The 19719-nt window shown below is 30.8% G+C and carries 14 protein-coding genes and 1 other annotated feature; of the genes, 12 read left to right on the forward strand and 2 right to left on the reverse strand.

The genetic code is table 11. The annotated features are described in order from the left end of the window. The first annotated feature begins 65 nt into the window (after positions 1-65). Complete coding sequence (locus JYG23_RS12985) at positions 66-905, forward strand: DegV family protein (RefSeq protein WP_207236112.1); 840 nt, start codon at positions 66-68, stop codon at positions 903-905. A gap of 8 nt (positions 906-913) precedes the next feature. On the opposite strand, the gene JYG23_RS12990 is transcribed toward JYG23_RS12985, so the two are convergent. After that, positions 914-1693 carry a sugar phosphate isomerase/epimerase gene (locus JYG23_RS12990; RefSeq protein WP_207236113.1) on the reverse strand — a complete coding sequence of 260 codons (780 nt, stop codon included), beginning with the start codon at positions 1691-1693 and terminating at the stop codon, positions 914-916. A gap of 202 nt (positions 1694-1895) precedes the next feature. Here JYG23_RS12990 and JYG23_RS12995 point away from each other — a divergent pair, with 202 nt between their 5' ends. Further along, positions 1896-3161, forward strand: coding sequence for a M28 family metallopeptidase (locus JYG23_RS12995; RefSeq protein WP_207236114.1), 1266 nt, complete (start codon positions 1896-1898; stop codon positions 3159-3161). Between the two features lie 124 nt (positions 3162-3285). Here the strand turns inward: JYG23_RS12995 and JYG23_RS15180 are convergent, their stop codons facing one another. After that, complete coding sequence (locus JYG23_RS15180) at positions 3286-4233, reverse strand: CAP domain-containing protein (RefSeq protein WP_371818604.1); 948 nt, start codon at positions 4231-4233, stop codon at positions 3286-3288. Between the two features lie 344 nt (positions 4234-4577). Further along, positions 4578-4779 (forward strand) — a binding site (T-box leader). A 50-nt stretch (positions 4780-4829) separates the two neighbouring features. On the opposite strand from JYG23_RS15180, the gene tyrS reads away from it, so the two are divergent. The 10 genes from tyrS to JYG23_RS13050 all read left to right on the forward strand — a co-directional run bounded on the left by tyrS (position 4830) and on the right by JYG23_RS13050 (position 19717). Continuing rightward, the gene (tyrS, locus tag JYG23_RS13005; protein WP_207236115.1) at positions 4830-6062 is read left to right on the forward strand and encodes a tyrosine--tRNA ligase; all 1233 of its coding nucleotides are present in this window, start codon (positions 4830-4832) and stop codon (positions 6060-6062) included. 155 nt (positions 6063-6217) lie between these two features. Next, a complete protein-coding gene (locus JYG23_RS13010; protein WP_207236116.1) occupies positions 6218-6928 on the forward strand; it encodes a uracil-DNA glycosylase in 711 nt (236 codons plus the stop codon). Between the two features lie 227 nt (positions 6929-7155). Beyond that, positions 7156-9510, forward strand: a complete 2355-nt coding sequence (gene nrdJ / locus JYG23_RS13015) for a ribonucleoside-triphosphate reductase, adenosylcobalamin-dependent (RefSeq protein WP_207236117.1) — start codon at positions 7156-7158, stop codon at positions 9508-9510. Positions 9511-9936: 426 nt separating this feature from the next. Then, on the forward strand, positions 9937-11646 hold the full coding sequence (ptsP, locus tag JYG23_RS13020; RefSeq protein WP_207236118.1) for a phosphoenolpyruvate--protein phosphotransferase: 1710 nt from the start codon (positions 9937-9939) through the stop codon (positions 11644-11646). Between the two features lie 2 nt (positions 11647-11648). Next, a complete protein-coding gene (locus JYG23_RS13025; protein WP_207236119.1) occupies positions 11649-12224 on the forward strand; it encodes a flavodoxin family protein in 576 nt (191 codons plus the stop codon). Positions 12225-12236: 12 nt separating this feature from the next. Continuing rightward, complete coding sequence (locus JYG23_RS13030) at positions 12237-12740, forward strand: PaaI family thioesterase (RefSeq protein ID WP_207236120.1); 504 nt, start codon at positions 12237-12239, stop codon at positions 12738-12740. 28 nt (positions 12741-12768) lie between these two features. Further along, positions 12769-14157, forward strand: a complete 1389-nt coding sequence (gene rlmD, locus JYG23_RS13035; RefSeq protein WP_207236121.1) for a 23S rRNA (uracil(1939)-C(5))-methyltransferase RlmD — start codon at positions 12769-12771, stop codon at positions 14155-14157. A gap of 194 nt (positions 14158-14351) precedes the next feature. Next, a complete protein-coding gene (locus tag JYG23_RS13040) occupies positions 14352-15776 on the forward strand; it encodes a Wadjet anti-phage system protein JetA family protein (RefSeq protein WP_207236122.1) in 1425 nt (474 codons plus the stop codon). Further along, on the forward strand, positions 15777-16424 hold the full coding sequence (locus JYG23_RS13045) for a DUF4194 domain-containing protein (protein ID WP_207236123.1): 648 nt from the start codon (positions 15777-15779) through the stop codon (positions 16422-16424). Beyond that, positions 16421-19717 carry an SbcC/MukB-like Walker B domain-containing protein gene (locus JYG23_RS13050; RefSeq protein ID WP_207236124.1) on the forward strand — a complete coding sequence of 1099 codons (3297 nt, stop codon included), beginning with the start codon at positions 16421-16423 and terminating at the stop codon, positions 19715-19717. Before JYG23_RS13045 ends, JYG23_RS13050 begins: the two co-directional genes overlap by 4 nt. Positions 19718-19719 lie beyond the last annotated feature (2 nt).

A 19719-nucleotide genomic window follows, 5' to 3' on the forward strand; every position in this document is an offset into this window, starting at 1 on the left:
AATATTTTTTTAAATATATACTTTGATAATCAAATAATTTAATTATAAAAGTAAAGGAGATTTCTATGTCAATTAAAATAGTAGTGGATTCAACATCGGATATATCAAATGAAATTATCAAGAAATATGATATTGAGGTAGTTCCATTAACAGTAAATTTTGAAAACGAGAGCTTTTTAGATAAAATAGAAATAAGCAATGCTGATTTCTTTGAAAAACTACAAGCGTGCGATAAACTTCCAACAACATCACAAGTTTCTCCCGGTGCGTTTATTAAAGTGTTTGAAAATATTTTGGAATCACATGATGAAATAATAGGAATATTTTTAAGTAGTAAATTTAGCGGTACCTGTGAGTCTGCAAAAATAGCTAAAAATATGATTGGATCTGATAAAATACATATTATTGATTCAGGAACTGCAAGCTTAGGAACTTGTTTATTGGTTGAAGAAGCACATAAAATGTTGCAACAAAAACACACTTGTAAAGAAATAGTAAATAGAATAGAAGAAATTAAAAATAAAGTGATTATTGTAGCAGGAGTTGGTACACTTAAATATTTAGAAAAAGGTGGACGTATGTCGAAAGGAACTGCAACGATTGGTACTATATTAAATATAAAACCAATTATAAAGGTTAAAGACGGCGTAATTAAAGCTATAGCAAAGGTAAGAGGTAAAAATAAAGTTAAGGCGTGGATAAATGAGTGGATAGATGAAAATGCAAATATTGAAAATAAAACTATTACAATATATCATTCTACTGATTATGAAACATGCAAAGAATTAACAGAAATGGTAAAAAACAAATATAAACCTGCTAAAATAATAACAGGAGATATAGGTAGTGTAATTGGAACACATACAGGTCCAAATTGTTTGGCAATTGCTTATTTTGAAGATTAGGTTCTAAATTAACTAATGATTTTTTTTATGATATTATTTGCTTTATTTAAAAATTCTATTGGTGACAAACTTTTTTCATTTAGATAAGGATAAACTTCCATAGAGAAACTTTCTACGGAAGTTTCTTTTATTATATTAATAATATTTTTAAAATCAATACTACCCTTTGTCGGTAACCAATGTCTATCTTTCAATCCATCATTGTCAGATAAATGAACACACATTAATCTATTTTTGTATTGATTTAATATTAATCCTTTGCTTTGTCCATTGACAAAATCATGAGATGAATCATAGCAAAATCCAAGCTTTGGTGATTTGAATTCGTCAAGTATAAATTTTGAATATTCAAAATGTTTAGTATTCTCTATTGCAACATTTAAATCAATATCTTCAGCAAGCTTTACAATCTCATTAAAAGATTCAAATCCCATTTTATAATTTAAGCTTATATTTTCTAAATCATTAGTATGCATAACCACTTTTTGAACGTTTGACTTTTTGCAATCACATAACCATGTTAGAACGGTAGTAAGTTTTTTATTCCTTTCGTTCTTTTTATCTGACCATAATAAATTAGTATCCTCAAACGGTAAATGAACGTTATCAACTGCAAGTCCAATACTATTTGCGAGACTAATAAAATTCATTTTATCTACAAAATAAGGAATTGTCTCATCTTCCCACCATAACATAACAGAATCAAAATTAGCTTCTTTAATCAGTTCTAAACGCTCTTGAATAGGAAGAATATATCCGAACCAATTAAAAATACCTGTTTTATACATATTAGCGCCTCGTTTCAAAATGTAATAATTTATTATAACAGTAATAAATTTTGTATGCAATATATCTTGTTAGATACAGAAAAAATATTATTGAATATAAATTTTTTGATACCTTAAAGAGTTAAGTAAAATTACATAATTTGTAATTACTTATAAACCATGATACTATTAATTATACTAAATTAACTATGGAGGAAAGTATATGAATATTTGTGCTGAAAGGGAATTCAAGTTATTAAAAAAGATTGGATTTGTTAGAACAAGTGGTAGTAAAGAAGAAAAAATGGCAGCAGATATATTAGTGGAAGAAGTAAAATCTATAGGGGTAGAAGCTAAATTAGAACCTTTTAAGGTTGAATATTATAATATATCAAAAGTAAAATTAGAAGTGTTAGAACCATTTTACAAGGAATACACAGTAACAGGTTATGGTATGAGTGGGAGTACAATAGAAGATGGCTTGGAATGTGAATTTGAATATGTAGAGGATGCAAGCAAAGTTAATCTAATCAATGCTAAAGATAAAATAGTACTAGTAAATGAAAGAGTTACTGTAAAAGCATATGAAAATCTTGTTAAAGCTGGAGTTAAAGGATTTATATCATTTAGCGGTAGTGTTTTTGATGATGAAGATAAAACAGATTTAGAAACAAGAATGCTTAGAGCAAAACATTTAAAGCATGGTAAAATTCCGGGAGTAACAATTAGGGCAAATGATGCATTAGATATGCTTAAACAATCTCCTGCAAAAGTTAAGATGACACTCATTCAGGAAGAAGGAGAATGTGATTCACATAATGTTATAGCATCGATAGAAGGAAGTACATATAAAGATGAAGAAATACATTTTGTAGCGCATTATGATAGTGTACCATTTAGCAGAGGAGTATATGATAATGGTGCTGGTTCTGTTATAATAATGGAGTTGCTTAGATATTTCAAAGAAAATCAACCTAAAAGAAATTTAAAATTTATATGGTTTGGTTCTGAGGAAAGAGGCTTGCTAGGAAGTAAATACTATACAAGTATACATGAAGATGAATTAAAAAATGTAGTTATGACAGTAAATGTTGATATGGCTGGACCAATTCTTGGTCAAAATAGAGCATTTGTTACAGCAGATAACAGCTTATGCAACATGGTAGAGTATTTATCAAAAGAAATAGGTTTTCCTATGAAAGTTGTACAAGATGTATATTCTAGTGATTCAACTCCATATGCAGATAAAAAAGTTCCAGCTATAAGTTTTGCACGTTTTGCTGCAAAAGGCGGAGCTGGATTACACAACAGGAATGATGTATTAAATACATTGTCAATGAATAATCTTAAAAATCTAACAGATTTTATAAAAGTATTTAGTGAAAGAACAGTTAATGCATGTTTATTTCCAGTGCCAAGAGAAATACCAACCAACATGGTTAAAGCAGTAGATAAATACCTTATGAAAGAACCTAAAAAAGAAAAATAGAAATATTTAAATACACAAAATTATTTGCACGGCCTATTTACACAATAAAAAATCCACAAATATTTATAATTTGTGGATTTTTTTATAGCAATTATATTTTGTATGTGAATAAATTATTAACAATTTATCTAGTAAACATTTGTGTCCAGTATGCCTTTCCGCTAGAGTTAGTAGCGTATCCAACACCTATTTTTGTAAATGTAGATGATAATATATTTGCTCTATGTCCAGAAGAGTTCATCCATGCATTTACTACCTCTTCGGGAGTTCTTTGTCCTGCTGCAATGTTTTCGCCCCATGCTGTGTATGAAATATTGTATTTTGTTAGCATATTACCAGCACTACCGTAAGTTGGCGATGTATGACTAAAATAATTGTTAGTAGCCATATCTTTTGATTTTATTCTTGCTACATTTGAAATTGAAGTATCAAGTTTTAATGGTGTTAAACCGTTTTTTGTTCTCTCAACATTTACAAGCTCAACAACTTTTTTTTCAAAGCTTGAAACAGATGTATTTGTATTTTCAGTGCTAGGCTTGTCTTTTTCCGGAACAGTTATGCTAGGCTTGTCTTTTTCCGGAACAGTTATGCTAGGCTTGTCTTTTTCCGGAACAGTTATGCTAGGCTTGTTTTTTTCCGGAATAGTTATGCTAGGCTTGTCTTTTTCCGGAACAGTTACACTAGGTTTATTATTATTTGGAACAGTTACGTTAGGTTTATTATTGTTTGGAACAGTTATGTTAGGTTTATTATTGTTTGGAGTAGTTACGCTAGGCTTGTCATTTTTTTGACCAAATCTAGATTTTAAAGAGTTTAAAATAGATATATATTTGTTGTTGCAAGATTTGTCAGTCATATATTTATTTATAAAACTAAAAATGTCTATATTACAATTAGATTGAGAAAAATTTTCACAGTTTTTATTACTTTCTACTCCTTTCGTCAGAATGTAGCAGTTTGAATTAAAGTTATTCAATACATTGCTATTGCAGTTGTCATTAGTATTTCCGAAAGCTGGAAAAATTGACATTGCTGTAATTAGTAAAGATAAAGTTATCACTTTATTCTTCATATAATCACGCTCCTTCTTATGAAATTTTGTATTTTAGGGAACTTGATTTGCGTTTCCCCCGATAAATAAAGTATACAGGGGATACCATAAAAGATAAACCCTCAATAATATGAACAAATGTTAAATATGTTCATATTATTGTTTATACAGTAATATTTATAAATATTTACAAAAATAAATTGAACATTTTACTTATAATTATAATATATGTAATAGAAAAAGCTTAAAATATACAATAAATAACAACTTATACATATAAAAATAAATAAAAAAAGTAAAATGTTTTCTTGACATTTAAAAAATTGTGTAATAATATAATACATAATAATTAATTAATGAAGACAAAGTATACTTTGAAGGAAATAAGTAATATTGTTAATGCTTTTCAGAGAGTAAGTCGGTTGGTGCGAGGCTTATAGTATAATAATATGAAATACGATTCTGGAGTATCTATAGGAAACTATAGCGGGTAACTGAACGTTATTCAGTCTGAGGCACTTGATAGAGTGTAAAATAAGGTGGTACCACGGTTATTTCGTCCTTTAGGATGAGATAGCCGTTTTTTTATTTTTGTAAATTAATAATAGGAGGTATTTATGGAAAAGCAAAATGTTTTTGACGTATTAAAAGAAAGAGGATTTATTGAGCAATGCACTCATGAAGATGAGATTCGTGAAGCTCTAGGCAAAGAGAGAGTGACATTTTATATAGGGTTTGACGCTACAGCAGATAGCTTGACAGCAGGACACTTTTTAACAATTATGGCTATGATGCATATGCAAAGAGCAGGGCATAGACCTATAGCTTTACTTGGTGGAGGAACTACAATGATAGGTGATCCATCAGGAAAATCAGACATGAGAAATATTATGACTAGAGAAAAAATAGATTATAATGCGAAAAGATTTCAAGAACAATTATCTAGATTTATTAGTTTTGACAATGATAATGCAATAATCGCAAACAACGCAGACTGGTTATTAAATTTAAATTATGTAGATTTTTTAAGAAATGTAGGAGTTCATTTTTCTGTAAACAGAATGCTTACAGCTGAATGTTACAAACAAAGGATGGAAAAAGGACTAACATTCTTTGAATTCAACTACATGTTGATGCAATCATATGATTTCTGGAAATTAAATAAATTATATGACTGTACTATGGAACTAGGTGGAAATGACCAATGGTCAAACATCATAGGTGGTGTTGAACTTATAAGAAGAAAAGAACAAAAGCCAGCATTTGGGTTAACATTTAAATTGTTAACTACAAGTGAAGGAGTTAAAATGGGTAAAACTATGCGTGGTGCTTTGTGGTTAGATCCTGAAAAGACTTCACCATACGAATTCTATCAATACTGGAGAAACATAGAGGATGTAAAAGTAGAAGAATGTTTAGGATTATTAACATTCTTACCAATGGATGAAGTTAGAAGTTTAGGCGCATTAGAGGGTTCTGAAATCAACCGTGCTAAAGAGGTTTTGGCTTACGAAATAACTAAAATTGTTCATGGAGAAGAAGAAGCTACAAAAGCACAAGCAGCAGCAAGAGCATTATTCGCTGGTGGAGTTGATATGGAACATGTTCCTACAACAGAAATTACTAAATCAGAAATAGGTGAAGGAATTAATGTGATTGACCTACTAATAAAATTAAACCTAATTAAATCAAAAAGCGAAGGAAGAAGACTTATAACACAAAAAGGTGTAAGAGTAGATGATGTAGTAGTAGAAGACATAACTAAAGTAATCACTTTTGCAGACTTTAAAGAAAATAGTATTATGATTAAAAAAGGTAAAAAAGTTTTCCATAGAGTTATTGTAAAATAAAATAGTAAAATAAATCAAGCTTCAATGCTAATTTATGATATAGCATTGAGGCTTCTATTTTGTTTTATAGTTCTTATATATGCATTTTGTTTTATTGAACTTTTTTATATATTATGTTATGCTTTTTAGATATTATAATTAAACACGGGGTAACTATGAAATTATTAAATAGCTATCATTCTTCATGGAATGAGTTTTTAACAGAAGAAAGAATAAATGAGATAAATCAAATAGAAAAAGAAATAGGGGATAATATAAATCCTGAAAAAGAGAATGTACTTAGATTTTTAAATCTAAATTTAGATGAAATAAAAGTAGTAATATTAGGGCAAGATCCTTATCCTGAAAAAGGCAGAGCAACTGGTAGAGCCTTTGAGGTTGGAGATTTAAATGATTGGAATCAAAAATTCAGACAAGTATCTCTCAAAAATATCGTTAGATTAATACATAAAAATTATAATAATATAGAAAATTATGAAGATATATTTAAATTTTCCAATATTCAAAAGCAAATAAGGGATAACAAATTCAATATTAGGCAACCTAATGTACTGTTTAAATGTTGGGAAAATCAAGGCGTTATGCTACTTAATACTTATTTTAGCGTAGAGGCAGGCAAACCCGGTAGTCATATAAAAATATGGCAGAGTTTTAGTCAAGAGCTACTAAGGTATATATCAAGCAAAAATCCAAGTATTAATTGGTTTTTATGGGGCAAGCAAGCAGAAGAAAAATCTCAGTATATTATTAGTGGTACAAAATATATCAGCAGGCATCCAATGATGTGTTCATCAAAGTACGATGACGATTTTCTAAAATCAAGCTGTTTTAAAAAAACAATGCAAACTATAAATTGGCTAGGATAATATAAAAATATTAAATATATTTAATATTTTATGTAGAAAAAGTTTACAATGAAAAAAACGTGTAAAATTGACTATTTTAAGTTAATATTATCGAAGAACTAAAAAAAATAACATTGAAATATCAATGCTATCCCTATATGTAGTGTATATTTGACTAAAAAGCCAAACGATGATACAATATATAGTATAATAAAAAAACAAGCTTTTATAAAGGGTTGAGGTGGGTAATGATAAAAATACTAAAGAGAACTGGTAGTTCAGCTGATTTTGATATTAACAAAATTGAAAATGCCATTAATAAAGCAATGAAGGAAACAAAAAAGGGTGTAGATTTAAGTATCGTTAAAGAGATATCAGAATCTATAGAAAAAGAATTAGAGTTAAAAAAATATCCTGTTCCTGTTGAACTTATACAAGATATGGTAGAAGATAAGCTTATGGATAGTAGCAGAAAAGATGTAGCAAAAAGATACATACTGTATAGATATGAAAGAGATAAATCAAGAGATTCTAGGAAAAGAAAAGATACAAAGCTTTTAAGTGAAGAATTTTTGAGCAAATACAAACATAAAGAATCTCCAATGAACCAGTTGGGTAACTTTGTATATTATCGAACATATTCGAGATGGTTAAATGAAGAAAGAAGAAGAGAGTATTGGTGGGAAACAGTAAGAAGAGCAGTTGAATATAACTGTAGCTTAGTACCAACAACCAAGGAAGAAGCAGAAATATTGTATGACAATATATTTAACCTAAGACAATTCCTTTCAGGAAGAACTTTTTGGGTTGGTGGAACACCAGTAGCATATAATTATCCTATGGCAAACTATAACTGTGCATTTGAGGTTATAGATAACTATCATGCATTCAGAGATTTATTTTACTTATTGATGATTGGTTCAGGTGTTGGAGTAAGAATATTAAAAGAAGATGTAAATAAGCTTCCAAAAATCAGAAGTAACTACATGATAATACATGAAGCATATACTCCTATAGACAAAGAACATAGAGAAGATAATACTAGTCTTGAATTCTATAAAAATAATTCAGCGATGATTGTTATTGGGGATAGTAAAGAAGGTTGGGTTCAAGCACTTGATTTCTTTTTAAAACTAATTTGCAATACAGAGTACAAAAATATTACATCTATAGTTATTAATTATGACAATGTAAGACCAAAAGGAGAGACATTAAAAACTTTTGGTGGTACAGCTAGTGGACATGAAAGCTTAAAAGGTATGTTTGCTAAAATAGACAAAGTAATTCAAAAACGTTCTAGTATCGAAGGAAAAGATAGATTTAAATTATTATCTATTGATTGTCTTGATATAGCAAATATCATAGGCGAAAATGTTGTGGTTGGTGGAGTAAGAAGAACTGCTGAAATTATGCTTATTGATTATAATGATAAGGAATGTGTAGAAGCAAAATCTAAATTATATAAACAAATTGACGGTCAATGGATAGTTGACAAAGATATAATTCATAGACAAATGAGCAATAATTCAATATATTATAAAGAAAAACCTACAAGATCTCAATTACATTGGCAAATAGAACAAATGAGATACTCAGGTGAGCCAGGTTGGGTTAATGAAATAGCTGGAGCAAAACGTAGAAAGAATATGAATGGTGTTAATCCTTGTGGTGAAATATTATTAGATTCAAAAGGACTTTGTAATTTAACTACACTAAATGCATTTGCATTTGTAAATCCTGATAATACATTAGATGAAGAGGGTATATTGCAAGCACAAAAATTGTCTGTTAGAGCTGCATATAGAATGACTTGTGTTGAATTAGAATTACCAGATTGGGATACAATTCAACAAAGAGACAAATTAACAGGTTGTTCATTGACAGGATGGCAGGATATGGTGAATGCCGTTAATCTTGATATTGACGGTCAGGCAAAGCTATTAAGAAAATTAAGAAGTATTGCTGAAGAAGAAGCAAAAAAATATTCGATTCAAATTGGTGAAAAAGCACCAATATTAGTAACTACAGTAAAACCAGAAGGAACATTATCACAATTACCAACAGTTTCAAGCGGGGTGCATTATTCACATTCCCCTTATTATATTAGAAGGGTAAGAATAAATGCGCATGATCCGTTATTAAAGGTTTGCAAAGAATTAGGATATCCAATTTTCCCTGAGGTAGGACAAGATGAAAAAACTTGTACAACAAAAGTAGTTGAATTCCCTTGCAAATCACCTGAAGGTAAAACAAAATATGATGTAAGTGCGATAGAACAGCTTGAAAATTATAAGCTATTTATGGAAAACTATGTTGACCATAACTGTTCAATAACAGTACATGTTAGATCAAATGAGTGGGAAGAAGTTGAAGAATGGGTATGGAATAACTGGGAAGATGTTGTTGCACTATCATTCTTATCATTAGATGATAGCTTCTATCAATTGATGCCTTATGAATCAATAACAGAAGAAGAATATAATAAACGAATAAAAGAAATGAAACCATTTGTTCCTTCTTTATTGGGAAGATATGAAATTAAAGAAGAAGAGCTAGATATAGGAAATGAAGGCTGTGAAAGCGGAGTTTGTCCTATAAGATAAAATGAAATTAAGATAAAATTTTATAATAAAATATTCTAACGTTGTGTACAATATATACGATGTTTAGAATATTTTTTTATTAATACACAATTCTATAAAATTATTGCAAAACCTTTGAAAAAAGAATATAATTGTTCTTAGAATAATCATTATGGAGGAAAATCATGATGCACAATTTCTTATGTTATTTGTGTAAAAAGCAACATGATATCAACGATAAATCCATAATAAAAGCAAAGAATTTAAACTCTCATAATATGTATTCAAACTATAAAAATTCGCTTTTATCATGTTTTATTAATATGATAAAAGCTGTAATCGCTTTCCTGAACAAACTATTTTGTTATCTAATTTATCTTCAAAGATTTAAAACTTGTCGGATATAAAAACATAATTAACTAAAATTTAAATCAAGAAAGGTATAAAATGAAAGGTATAGGTGTATCTCAAGGCATTGGAATTGGAAGAGTTTTCAAGGCTGAAAAAAATGACGTAAATATAGAAAAAAGAAATGTTGAAAATACATTAGAAGAAGTTAAAAAATTAGAAGACGCATTAGTAGAATGCAAAAATCAACTTGATGAAATATATGAAATAACGTTAAAAAATGTTGGAAAAAAAGAGGCTGAAATATTTATGGCACATCAAATGATTTTAGATGATGATGCTGTATTTAATGAAGTTACTTTAAAAATTGAAAAAGAAAAAGTAAATGCTGAATTTGCACTTGTAGAAATATTAGGTAAATATATAAAATTATTTGAAAATATAGAGGATGAATATTTAAAAGAAAGAGCACTTGATTTAAAAGATTTGATGTATAGAATTGCTAGAATAATATTAGGAATCAAGACAAAAAAAATATCAAATATAGAAAAAAACACTGTTCTAGTAGCGGAGGATTTAACTCCATCAGATACATCACAAATAGATAAAGAAAAAGTCAATGCAATAATTGTAGAAGTAGGAGGAAGAACATCACATGCTGCAATCATTGCTAGAACTATGGAAATCCCGACAATTGTTGGTGTTGAAAAAATATGTAGTTCAGTAGAAGATGGAGATGAAATAATATGCGATGGTTCTACTGGAGAAATAAGCATCAATCCAACACAGAAAGTTAAGAGCTTTTATGAAGAAAAAAGTGTTAAAGAAGAAGAACAAAGAAAAAAACTTAAAAATCTTATAGGCTTAAAATCTGAAACTAAAGATAATTATAAAGTAAATATAGTAGCAAACATAGGTATACTTAATGATGTTAAATATGCCTTGCAAAATGATGCTGAAGGTATAGGCTTATTTAGAAGTGAGTTTTTGTACATGGAGAGAAACAAGGTGCCATCTGAAGAAGAACAATTCCAAGCATACAAAGAAATAATTGTTAAAATGCAAGGAAAACCAGTTGTAATAAGAACACTTGATGTAGGTGGAGACAAAGATTTACCGTATTTAAATATACCAAAAGAAATGAATCCATTCCTTGGTTATAGAGCAATAAGGCTATGTTTAGACAATACGGATATATTTAAAACACAATTAAGAGCAATACTTAGAGCAAGTGCTTACGGTAATGTAAAAATACTTTTTCCTATGATTTCAAGCTTGAATGAGCTTAGGGGAGCAAAAAGGCTTTACGAAGAGACAAAGCAGGAATTAATAAGTGAAAATATAGAAGTAAATCATAATATAAAACTAGGTATAATGATTGAAATACCATCAGCGGCAATTATAGCAGATGTATTAGCAAAAGAAGTAGATTTCTTTAGTATTGGAACAAATGATTTGATACAATATACTCTTGCTGTAGATAGAACTAATCCTAAAATAAATCATTTATACAATCAATATCATCCAGCATTATTAAGGCTTATATATAATGTTATAAAAAGTGCACATAAAGCCAATATTGAAGTTGCAATGTGTGGAGAAATGGCAGGAGAACCAACACTTATACCTGTGTTAATAGGTATGGGATTAAATGAATTTAGTATGAGTCCTTCTTCAATTTTACAATCAAGAGACATAATAAGAAGTTTTTCAAAATCTGAATGTGAACAAGTAGCGAAAAAAGTATTAGAATTTGATTTAGGAATAGATGTAGAAAAATATTTAGTAGGATTACTTGATAAGGAGTAAGAATGAAAAAAGTATCAGTAGTATTTCACAGCGTTTGTGGTAACAATTATTTGATGGCGAAGAATTTTTATGATTCTTTTGTAAGTAAAGGTGCAGAGGTAAACTTATTCAGGGTAAAAGATGATGATTATGAAAAACTATCAGAAATGTTTGAAACAGCAAAAGAATTTACCAAAGAAATTAGCAATGTGCCTATATATGATTTTAATAAGTTATTAGAAAGTGATATAATAATTATTGGTTCTCCAACGTATTTTGGCAATGTATCTGCTGAAATCAAAGTATTTATGGACGAATTTGCACCATATTGGGTAGATGCAAGTTTTTATGGGAAGAAACTATTTGCGTACACTACAGCTGGAACGGTTGAGGGTGGTGGAGATATGTGCCTTAGAGCTATAAATACATTTGGGCAACATCTTGGAATGATTAGTATCCCAGTTCCATGCAATTTAGTTAAAAATGAAAGCTATACCGCTTATGGTTTTATTCATTGTGTTGGAGATCTAGCTGACAATAGACCAGGTTTAAAAATAAAGAATGCAATAGATAAAATGTGTGATATATTGATTAAATAAAAGGTGGAATATATGAAAAATAAAGTTTTGAAAACACAATATGTAAGCAAGGATTGCTTCATTTGTGGTGTTTTAAATGATGCAGGCTTAAAGGTAAAATTTTACGAGATGGAAACACAAGAATTAGTAGGAATATTTATAGCAAAGGATTGTCATCAAAGCTATCCGAATAGACTACATGGTGGAGTATCAGCCGCGCTTTTAGATGAAGTAATGGGAAGAGCAATAATGATACATGAACCTGATACATGGGGTGTAACCGCAGAATTGATGCTAAAATATAAAAAACCAATTCCTCTAAATGAAGAGTTAAAGGTAATAACTAAGATAACCAGAAATACTAGAATAATATATGAAGCAGAGGGCTATATATTATTAAACAATGGTGAAGTAGCAGCGACAGCACATGGTAAATACATGAAAATGCCTATTGAGAAAATAGCAAGAGATATTGAAAATAAGGATAAACTAATAGTTTACGAAGAGGATAAAGGACCAGAGTATATAGAATATTAATATACATAAACAGTTGAAAGGAAAAACAATGAGAAAAGGCGATATAATACAAATTACAATAGAAAATGTACTTTTCCCAAACAAAGCAGTAGGAAAATACGAGGATTACACAGTTATAGTAAAAAATGCATTACTAGGGCAAACAGTAAATGTAAAGGTATCAAAAATCAAAAAACATGAAATCGAAGCAAAACTTTTTGAAGTAGTAAAACAGGCTGATTTTGAACAAGAAGCAATATGTGAACACTTTGGTATATGTGGAGGCTGTCTATATCAAACAATTCCATATCAAAAGCAAACAGAGCTTAAGCAAAATCAAGTTAAAAATATCATAGATGAAGTAACAACAGACTATGAAATGTTACCAATCATAGAAAGCCCAAGAAAAACAGAGTATAGAAATAAGATGGAGTTTTCATTTGGTGATGCAGTTAAGGGAGGACCATTAACTTTAGGACTTCATCGAAAAAACAGATTTTATGAAATAGTTACAGTAGATAAATGTCAAATAGTAGATAACGACTTTAGAGTTATATTAGACAAAGTGTTAGAATATTTTCAATCAATCAGTGAAACATTCTATCATAAAATGAGAAAAATTGGTTTTTTAAGACACCTAGTAGTTAGAAAATGTGCTAAAAGTGGAGATATACTATTAAATTTAGTAACGTCATCACAAGGTAATCTTGACAGAGAAAAATTTGTGGAAGCAATTATGTCCTTAGAACTTGAAGGTCAAATAAAATGCATAGCTCATTCAATCACAGATTCAGTAGCGGATGTAGTTAAAGCAGACCAAATGCATATAATTTATGGTGAAGATAAAATAGAAGAAGAAATATTAGGACTTAAATTTAATATATCAGCGTTCTCATTCTTCCAAACAAACTCATTAGGAGCGGAAGAACTGTATAGTGTAGTAAGAGATTTTATAGGAGAAACAAAGGATAAAGTAATTTATGACCTGTACTCAGGAACAGGAACCATAGGTCAGATAGTTTCAACTAATGCAAAAAAAGTTATAGGCATAGAAATAGTAGAAGAAGCAGTAAAAAAAGCAAATGAAAATGTACTTTTAAATGACATAGGCAATTGTATATTTATAGCAGGTGATGTACTTGAGAAAGTTGGAGAACTAACACAAATAGATGGAGCAAATAAACCAGATATCATAGTTTTAGATCCACCAAGAGAAGGTATCCACCCTAAAGCTCTTAAGAAAATCATAGACTATAAACCAGAAACATTCATATACATCTCATGCAAACCAACATCAATGACAAAGGATTTACCAGAGTTTTTAAATGCGGGTTACAAAGTTAAAAAGGTAAGATGTGTAGATATGTTCCCTATGACTCCGCATGTGGAGGCGGTTGTGCTAATGTCAAGGGTGGAGTTGTTGATGGAAAATAAATAACGTGACAAAAAAATAAATAATGTGAAAAATTGATATTGGATTGACACATACCTCACTTGGATATAATATGTAATTAAAGTGAGGTATTTTTTTATGGGTAGAAAAAAATTAAATTTAACTGAAGCAAATGTCACAGAATTTTCGTAAAAATAGTTGGATTGTAATGAATGAAAATAACCAAGAGGAGGTGCAAAATGATACTGTTTGATAATGCGGAGTATGATCGATTTTTCAATCCGCTTTGTTGCAAGAACAAAAGAATATATTATGAGTGCATTTTGCAGCTCATTGAAAAGTCTAAGGCTGTTCCGCTTCTTTACGAAACTGATGCTAGGGATACTTTGATTTTGTATCTTCGTAACTGTGCTTATGCAGTGGAAGATGAAGATAATACTGGCAATGCTGATAAAGTTATTAGTAGTAAGAAATCAGAGACTGAAAACGCCAGTGCGATTCTTAGATATTTCAGACATTGTGGTTGGATTTCAGAACGTGAGATTGGAAGAAATGGTGACAATATTGCAACGGTTATGCCTTATTGTAGGAAGATAATTGATTCTATTGAGAGAATCTTTAATCGTGATAATAGTGCTGCTTTGACTAACCATATTTTCTTAATTTTTGATATTTTGCATTCTGCATTTATTGAGGATCATGGAAGAACACATAGGCCATATTCCAATATTTTGGCTCCGGTAACGGACAGTGTATCGGATTTGAAAAATGAACTGTTGGTGCTTAAAGATAGCATCAGGTCTATTATGCGCATGATTATAAAGATGACAGAAACCAATGAATTAGGACAGTTCCTTATCAAAGACGAAATGATGGATTCTTTTTTTAATGATTATTTTTTTATAAAAAAGGATGGTTTGATACCTGGATATATTTCAGAAATTGAGAAGATGATTAGACAGATCACTAATACAGAAGTCTATGAGAATATAATTAAAGAATATCAGCACTTAAATAATATAGATGAAATCGTAGCTCGGGAAATAATAGATAGTCAACTTTCGGAGGTGCAGAGCTTCATTAGTTATGATTATGTCAAAGAGATGGATTACATTGATAAGAAGATCAATAACTATTACAGCCTGTATTCAACCAGAATTCTCATGGTATTAAGCAATAATGTTAATATGCAGACATATTTGAATGACTTGCTGATGACAATCAAGGATTTTGATCCAGATGATAAGAAGATAATCATTGATTCCATATCTAAGTGTTTTGGTTTGCAGTCATATAAATATGTTGGAAGAAAATCAATTAAACGTAGAAAGAAACGCAAACCGAATACGAAGAGCGGTGCAATTATTACAAGTTCACTGTCTTATGAAGATAAAGCAAGGCTTACAGAAGAATTATTATATGAATATCCAGATCGGTATGGTGTAAAGCAGGCTGTAGGTTACTTTGATAGCATGTTTGAAGGTAAGGAAAGTGTAATACCAGATGAGACGATGGTAAAAACTAGGAATGACGCTATGATGGTGGTGGCCAGTGTCATATATTCTGGAACTGGAGATTTTCCATATGAGGTCGAAGTCTTGGAAGGAACTATTGAAACAGAAGCTGCAACGATAAGCAATATAAGAATTAAGAGGAAGAAATAAATGAGTGATATCAAATTAAACATTTCCGTAAAAGAAGAGAATAACATATTGTTCAAACGTTGCATCCGTAAGTTGTTGGATTCAACGTTCATAGTTGGCGACAAGAATGAAAAATTATATACATTTATATCAAGAGAATCAAACAGACAGGATATTTCAGATTACCTGCGCATGATTGGATTTGATGTGTTATTAGATACAAATGTAAGAGTTGCAATGCTGAAACCTCATGAGTCGGATGAAGAAGTAGTAGGGTTAAAACGAGCAAATGTTGTGACTTTCACAACAGAGCAGTATCATTTGCTACTTGTGCTTTGGGAGGTGTATTTGGAGAACCTGGGTTATAGCGATGAGAATGTTGTAATGCGTGGGGATCTGATTGATAAAATAAAAGCATATGAAGTAGATATGGATAGTAATAAACTTTCAGCTGCTATGAAGATTTTTAAGAAGTATGATTTGGTTGAATATAATCCAAAGGATAAGTCGGAAGATGCAATCATTACATTATATCCGTCATTGCAGTTTGGCTGGGATGTTGCACAGTTTCAGACGGTTTCTTCAGAATATATGAAGAATAGCCAGTCAGAGGACGATATACAAGAACCGTTTTCAGATAGTGAAGAAGATGAGGAGGATGTAGAATGATAATATTGAAATCGATTCGATTGATCAATTGGTATGGATTTAGCCAGATTACTGTTCCTGTAGGCTTCTTCACTTTGATTGCAGGTAAGAATGGAAATGGTAAATCTGTATTATTGGACGCTATAAAATATGCACTATATGGGGACACAGTATTTAATAAATCTACAGAGAATAAAGGAAGCAGAACGGTGTCTTCTTACACAAGAGGATTGCTTGATGCAACTGCAGGAACTTATATGAGACCGGCAGATCAAATGCCAAATGTATACACCCATATTGTGCTTGAAATGGAGGATGTAGAACTTGGAAAGAGTTTTATCCTTGGAACCGTTATAGACACAGACTCTAGTAACGGATTTGTAACTAGAAGATATGTCGTAGAGAATAAAACACTCGAGGGTGTTGTCCATACATATGAGGAAAATGGTCAGACTATTCCGTATAGTACATCTGAATTGCAGAAGGTTCTGGGTGTAAAAATGATGGATGTAAAAGAGGGCATGCTTAAGTTTATGCAGAGAACAGGACTGCGTTTAAATGAACAGCAGTTAGCTTCTTTCCGAAGAAAACTTCGGAGCATTATGTCTTATGATCCCAATGCCAAGATTGATCAGTTTATTAGGGAAAGTGTATTAGATAAGAAGAAAGTTGATTTCTCCAAACTGGTAAAAGCAAAAAATAATATTGATTCATTGAATGTGAATTTTGAAACCATTGATGCTGAAATTAAAGAACTTGAGTACATACTTAAGCTTTTCAATGGTTTGCAGAATGCTAAAAATGTTATCTTTACAGATAATGTAAAAATTGCATATAAGCATTTATTGAAGTGCAAAAAAGATATAGAAGAAGCAGTAAGGAAAATGGATATTGCGACTAGACAGATTGCAGAAGATGAGAGAAAGCTTGAAGCTATCGCTACTCGTGAGAAAAAACAACGTGTGGATTATAATAAGGCAAAAGATAATTTAAGTTCGATGGACTGTGCAAAGGCAATTGACGAAGCTGAGCAGGCCTTACAGAATGCTAAGTCTGAAAAGGAAAAACTTGAAAAAGAAAAGAGTGCACTTAACGAATTCCAAACCAGAGTAAGTGAATTGTTAGCCTTTTTTTATGAAGAGAATTTTAGAATAGAACAACAGGATGTATTGTCTTCATTAACTTTGGATAATTTTACAAAGATTCAGAAAGAAAGTAGTATCGATTATCTATTACAGGAAATCAAAAGGCACAGAGATGAATTTCTTGCTGAAATAACGAGAGCTGAGGATTCTTTAAAAGAAAATCAAAAACAACAATCCAAGTGGCAGCAGGTAATTAATGATAGTAATTCCAAGAAGACAACATTTTCAGAAATACCTGATTATGTAGCGTTAAAGAATGAGATTAACAAAGAATTTGAAAAGAGAGGTATAAAATCAGAAGCCTATTTTGCTTGTGAATATGTTATTGGGTTAACGGATGAGTCATGGCGTGATGCTATTGAAAGCTATCTTGGCAGACGTAGATATACCATACTTGTTGAGCCTGAATACTATAATATTGCTGATGATGTGCTTAATGGTTCAAAAAATAAATATGCCCATTTATTCAATACAAAGCTTTTAATGAAAAAAGAGGTTACGCCTAAAGAAGATTCCATTGTTCATTTTATTGAAGTGAAGAATCCAGTTGCAAAGCAATATTTTGATTATCAGCTTGGACGTTTTCACGCAACTACTAAGGATAAGGTTAAAATTTACGAGAATGCTATATCAAAAGAGGGCAGGGTATCAGTTGCTATGGATAGTTTCTTCCTGCGTTTTGATAAGATTAAATTCTATTGTTTAGGACAGGAAACAATAGAACTTAATAGAATTAAAGCTACAAAAGCATTGGAATCTTTGCTTACCGAATATAAGGAATCTCAAGAACGATTGCAGCTTAAAAAATCAAAGAAGTCATACATGGAAACAGCTATGGAACTTTTTGGAGAGTATAATTTTGATGCTTGTAGACTTTATGATGTAGCATTAATGGGGCTCACTAAAAAAAAGGATGATTTAGAACGCCTAAAAGAAGCACAAAAGAATAATCTGGAGTATATGGAGCTTGATGAACAAGTAGGAAGACTCAAGAATGATCTTGAAGCTATAAATATAGAGTGTGACGCTATTCGTGGCGACAAATCTAATATGCAGATGGAATATAAAGAGAATGAAAGCAAGCATAAGGAAAAGACTGACAGTATTGGTGCTATAGAAAGTAAATTAAAAGAATTAGAAACCACAAATAATGTTGTCTATGCGAAGACAATTGAAGATTATGAAAAGCATATCACAAATGGACCAGACAGTGCAGGTGGCACGTTGAAGGATAGAGCACGTTCTGAACGTTCATTGAGAGAAGCAGGTGAGAAGCTTACAGTAGCCCAAGCTTCATATAATGCTACCAGGACAGTAGATAATCGTTTGACAATGTCTGATAAGTCCAGAGCGGAATATGAGGCAAGAAAATCAAGAATTTGGATGGATGATTTGCAGGAGATACAGCAGAAGTTAAAAGAGCAGACTAGACGATATGAAGAAATCTTCAAGAATGAATTTGTACTTATGGTGCTCAAATCCTGTGAAGCAGCAAGAAACGATTTGAAACTAATAAATGCTGAATTAGCAAGATTGAAATTTAAATCTAAGTATGAATTTGATGTGAAATACGTTAAGGATGGTTCTGATTATGAAGAAATCCTTGATTATGCAAAGTATTTAAAAGAATGTGGGGAACTAGGGACTACATCTGAACAGATGACATTGGATGCGTTGACATCATATTCAAATGATAAGGGAGAGGAACTGGAAAAGAATATTCGAAATATTATCAACCGAATTATTGAAAACAATGATAAGGATCAAATCGAGCATTATGCTGATTATCGTAACTATATGACATACGAGATATTGCTTACAAATGATGTCCTCAGAAAAGCTAAGCTTTCACAACAGTCTGGCTATAATTCAGGGGCTGAAGTTCAGATTCCATACATGCTAATTTTGTTATCTGCATTGTTGATGATTTACAATGATAAACTTAATTCAACAAGACTTGTTTTTATTGATGAACCATTTTCAAAAATGGATCCAACTAATGTCAAAATCATGCTTGGATTTATGAAGGAGCAGAATCTTCAGATGATTTTCTGTGCACCTGATAAGACTGAGTTAATTGGTGATGAATGTGAAGTTGTAATGCCCGTTATTAGAACTCAAGCTGACTTGATGGAGATTGGTATTGTTAAAATGCACAAGGGAGTGTAGTG

Source organism: Sedimentibacter sp. zth1, assembly GCF_017352195.1.
In the GTDB taxonomy this organism is placed as follows: Bacteria; Bacillota; Clostridia; order Tissierellales; family Sedimentibacteraceae; genus UBA1535.

What these genes read in the sequence shown, in the direction of transcription:
- JYG23_RS15180 (WP_371818604.1), bottom strand. Translation starts at nt 4,233, where the DNA reads ATGAAGAATAAAGTGATAACTTTATCTTTACTAATTACAGCAATGTCA.
- ptsP (WP_207236118.1), top strand. Translation starts at nt 9,937, where the DNA reads ATGAAAGGTATAGGTGTATCTCAAGGCATTGGAATTGGAAGAGTTTTC.
- JYG23_RS13010 (WP_207236116.1), top strand. Translation starts at nt 6,218, where the DNA reads ATGAAATTATTAAATAGCTATCATTCTTCATGGAATGAGTTTTTAACA.
- nrdJ (WP_207236117.1), top strand. Translation starts at nt 7,156, where the DNA reads ATGATAAAAATACTAAAGAGAACTGGTAGTTCAGCTGATTTTGATATT.
- JYG23_RS12995 (WP_207236114.1), top strand. Translation starts at nt 1,896, where the DNA reads ATGAATATTTGTGCTGAAAGGGAATTCAAGTTATTAAAAAAGATTGGA.
- JYG23_RS13045 (WP_207236123.1), top strand. Translation starts at nt 15,777, where the DNA reads ATGAGTGATATCAAATTAAACATTTCCGTAAAAGAAGAGAATAACATA.
- JYG23_RS13030 (WP_207236120.1), top strand. Translation starts at nt 12,237, where the DNA reads ATGAAAAATAAAGTTTTGAAAACACAATATGTAAGCAAGGATTGCTTC.
- JYG23_RS12985 (WP_207236112.1), top strand. Translation starts at nt 66, where the DNA reads ATGTCAATTAAAATAGTAGTGGATTCAACATCGGATATATCAAATGAA.
- JYG23_RS13025 (WP_207236119.1), top strand. Translation starts at nt 11,649, where the DNA reads ATGAAAAAAGTATCAGTAGTATTTCACAGCGTTTGTGGTAACAATTAT.
- rlmD (WP_207236121.1), top strand. Translation starts at nt 12,769, where the DNA reads ATGAGAAAAGGCGATATAATACAAATTACAATAGAAAATGTACTTTTC.
- JYG23_RS12990 (WP_207236113.1), bottom strand. Translation starts at nt 1,693, where the DNA reads ATGTATAAAACAGGTATTTTTAATTGGTTCGGATATATTCTTCCTATT.
- JYG23_RS13050 (WP_207236124.1), top strand. Translation starts at nt 16,421, where the DNA reads ATGATAATATTGAAATCGATTCGATTGATCAATTGGTATGGATTTAGC.
- tyrS (WP_207236115.1), top strand. Translation starts at nt 4,830, where the DNA reads ATGGAAAAGCAAAATGTTTTTGACGTATTAAAAGAAAGAGGATTTATT.
- JYG23_RS13040 (WP_207236122.1), top strand. Translation starts at nt 14,352, where the DNA reads ATGATACTGTTTGATAATGCGGAGTATGATCGATTTTTCAATCCGCTT.